The organism is Moorena sp. SIO3I6 (assembly GCF_010672095.1).
Genome location: NZ_JAAHHU010000396.1, coordinates 1 through 3,891, shown reverse-complemented (window position 1 = coordinate 3,891; position 3,891 = coordinate 1). Strand labels below are relative to the sequence as shown.

Below are 3,891 nucleotides of genomic sequence, written 5' to 3'. Positions count from 1 at the left end.
GGTGAACCTGGCCTGAAAACTCTCTGGCGAGGGCAAACGACCTTCTACCATTTGTTTGAAGGTTCACAACTTGCTTCTACATCCTAGTCTCTATCACCGTTTCGACTACTTTTGCCTAATGGATAGCTTTTTTAAGGGGGATTTAGGGGGATCTCCGAGGCAAGAAGACACGCCCTAGTATTGCCTTTTTATCAAAATATCTTACTAATCAAGTCTGGTAATTCCTTACATATAGTAACCATATTAGCAGTAGGAGACAAAGCAGCAGCAATTCTGATTAGCATTTTCATAGCCTTGTTGGCTATTTTCTTCACAGCACTATCTTCGGAATTAGTTAAAGAAGAAGCGATGTCTTCAATTTGTTCTAGGGCTTCTGCTTTGTCTTCGTCATCCAAATCTTCTGCTAAGACTGCGCTTTGCAGTTTACTGAGTAATTCCTTCAGTTGTTTTTTATCAGACTCAGGCTCAGCATCAAAGCTAGGTAACTGGTTGATAGTATTGGTAACCTTACCACTAATATCACCTAAGTTAAACCAACCAGCACTACTACTTGTAACTTTAGCGTTGCCAGATATGTTACCAGATCCAGATATATTTATTTTGGGACTTTGATCGTTGATATTAGCCATGATTTCAGAAAAATCTCCAGAAATATTACCTTCTTGTGATAATAGCAAGAATAATTGTTGAATATCGCCTTTAAACTGAATTGATTGATTACTATCTTGTTTATCATTAGATACTAACTTGTTCAAATCTATTATATCACCAAGTAAACTCAAAACATTCACCATCTGATAGCTTTGTTGACATTGAATGCTGTCTTGTTGGTCTTCTATAAATTTTCGCAATGTTTCAAAGGGATAAGAGTGTGGCGACTGACTGTCTTTACACTTAGGGCAATTACAAGGTATTAACTTACTGTACTTCAAGCGCTTATAAGAATCATGTATTCTATCTAGTTCGTAAGCAACTATGCTCAATAATCCACGCTTATCTATACCAGCAACCCTAATCTTAATCTCCCGTTTACCGTAATATTCAATCACTTCAGCTTTGGTGTTGTCCTTAGTTAAGATGACGCCAGTTTTCCAAACGTATTGTTGTTGGTCAATATACTGGTGCATCACCACAATCAAGCGAGTGATAATACCCTTGGGCATAAAATCCGGATAAGCATAACGTAAAATCAGATTGTGGGATCGATTCCAATCATAGTCTGGTTGATTATCGCTGAGGAGTTGAGGGGCGATAAAGGTATCTTTGCAATCAGGAATTTCATAGCAGAGTTGGAATTTCTTCATTAGCTCTAGTAATTCTCCGCTCATAGAGGCATACTTGTCGTCTTTCCAAATACGTTGTAAATCGTTGCCGGTAAACTTTCCTTTGTTATTAATAACGTCATGATTATCCAGCACCTTGTAAACAGCATCGGTACCCCATTCTGGTTTAAGAATGACTGTTTTATATAATGACGAATATTTTTGCTCCTGGAAATGAAGGCATACCCCTAAATCGTGGAGATATCTGCTTAACTGTAATTTATCTTCTAGTAAAGTAAATCCATTGGTTTCACAGATATCTAGATATTCCTCAAGAGAGATATGATTACGGGAATCGTTTTCTAACGCTTGACGCACCATTACCCAGGTTTTCGGTAATGGTTGTCCCACGTGAGGTAAATTTTGAATGTGATATTGAATAGCAGTGATAATCTCTGCTAAGCCTCGGTTAGTTTCGAGGTTAGTAGCCAGAGTTTTTTCGAGATTGGTAAATTGTCCTCGCAAAGCGCTTTCGTTAATTTCCCTTTGGCGGTCTTGTTTCTCGTTTTTAATAATCAACAGGGGGCTATTGTCACTAAATTGTTCTACACTATTGAGCCAATAATAAAAATCCGTATCTTCTTTCCGACTATCCGCCACTAAAGTATAGAGAGAACGTTTACTTAAAAAAAACTGATGGGTAGCATGATAAATTTCTTGGCCGCCAAAATCCCAAAGATTAACCTTAAATTCTCGTTCGTTATCTAGAGGGAAACTCCATTTAATAACATCAATGCCTTCTGTAGATTCTTGATTGTCTTGGAGTTGGTATTCGGGGTCTTGAATTTTTTGAGCTAAACTGGTTTTACCTGCTCCTGGCTCACCGACAATCAACAACTTAGCTTCATAGATATAAGCTTCTCCTTCTTCTCTTAATTGCCGAAAATATTGTTTAACAGCATCTACCCCTTTACTGACAACTTCTGGTGGTGGAACAACCAGGGGATTTCCCGATAACTCTAGCTGGGTTAAATTGGAGAGATTTCCAAGAGATTCGGGCAGATTGGTTAGTCGATTATCCCATAAATACAGGTGGGTTAAATTGGAAAGATTTCCAAGAGATTCGGAGAGCTTGATTATTTTATTATTCGATAAATATAGCCAGATTAAATTGGAGAGATTTCCAAGAGATTCCGGCAGGTTGGTTAGTTGATTACTCGATAAATCTATCCAGGTTAAATTGGAGAGATTTCCAAGAGATTCCGGCAGGTTGGTTAGTTGATTATTACATAAATTCAGGAAGGTTAAATTGGAGAGATTCCCAAGAGATTCCGGCAGGTTAGTTAGTTGATTGTTCCATAAATTTAGCCAGATTAAATTAGATATATTTTTAATAGATTCCGGCAGATTTATTAGTTTTTTATTGGATAAATTTATGTGGCTTAAATTCGAGCATTCATTAATTGTATCTGGTAATTTATCGATTTGGTTGCCGCTTAAGTTTAAAATTTTAATATGTTTTAGTTCAAAAACTTCCTCTGGGATCTTGTTTAATGGTTGGGTTCGATATGAATTACTCAAATCCAGTAGTTCAAGGTTTTTTTCCCTGGCTTCTTGGATTTTTTCTCGGAAGCCTTTTTCAATACTATCTTCGCTCATATAGTAATTGTTATTTGGGTGAGTTACAAAGTTTATGGTTTTAAGGCAATAGACTTTTAAGGTAATCAGCCTGAAAAAATCCTGTACCTGATTAGTGCGATATACGCTGTATTATCCCTGACCCAACAAATCTATTTTAATCTTTCCTATAGAAAAGTGATGTGGCATCACTGGTTAACTGCAACGATAAGTATTTATACTCAATAACCTTGCTGAAAGAATTTCCTTCTTTAATTCAGCAATACCAAAATTGGGCATTGCCTAAATGCGGGATGATTTGAACAAAAATGCGACGCATTCCCCCACCTCGTTCAGGTGGGGGTTAAGGAGCAAGCTAATTAATCGTCGTAGCCCTGATTTTCTATATATTGCTTAAGCACTGAAAGGGAAGCTCCTCCACAAGAAACAGCGCTAAATCCCCTTTTCCAAAAGACTGGTTTCCAGTAATAGGGAGCCAGTTCTTTTGGATACCTTTTTCTGATATCTCTACTGGTTACTGTCTTGAGGGTATTGCAAAGTTTGGAAATCGATACCTTAGGAGCTAAGTCAATCAAAAGGTGAATGTGATCATTTGCCCCTAAATCAGCTTTAGCGTCCTCAAGGATGCAGTCATTTTTTTCGCAAATGCTTTTTATCAAGTCTTTAATGTCTTCTTCTATATCCCCAGTAATTACTGGATGGCGATACTTAGTTACGAACACTATGTGAATTTTGATTAGTGAAACAGTGTGAGCAAAAGAGCGAAGAGTGGTTGACATCATAAAACACTATAGGTTAACATAGTGATATGTTAGCAATGCAACTGAGATTGTGAAAACACCGACCAAGATCATTCGCACCGACAAATGGAGTGCGGCTCGTTCCTAGGAAGAGCCTCCTGAAACAGGAGGGGTAAAACTAGGGGGATTCGCGGGGAAAACCCAGAAATCCTAACTATCTGTAGGATGGTGGTGAAAACCCACCCCTTGAG

2 protein-coding genes are annotated in these 3,891 nt (G+C 37.9%); both read right to left on the bottom strand.

The genetic code is table 11. From position 1 onward, the window contains the following. Positions 1-191 precede the first annotated feature (191 nt). Positions 192-2,921, bottom strand: coding sequence for a COR domain-containing protein (locus F6K49_RS36720; protein ID WP_293104812.1), 2,730 nt, complete (start codon positions 2,919-2,921; stop codon positions 192-194). Between the two features lie 338 nt (positions 2,922-3,259). After that, entirely contained in the window at positions 3,260-3,679 is a 420-nt protein-coding gene (gene tnpA / locus F6K49_RS36715) for an IS200/IS605 family transposase (RefSeq protein WP_293104815.1), read from the bottom strand. Between the last annotated feature and the right edge of the window lie 212 nt (positions 3,680-3,891).

Coding starts and splice junctions, on each gene's coding strand:
- F6K49_RS36720 (WP_293104812.1), bottom strand. CDS start 2,921: ATGAGCGAAGATAGTATTGAAAAAGGCTTCCGAGAAAAAATCCAAGAA.
- tnpA (WP_293104815.1), bottom strand. CDS start 3,679: ATGTCAACCACTCTTCGCTCTTTTGCTCACACTGTTTCACTAATCAAA.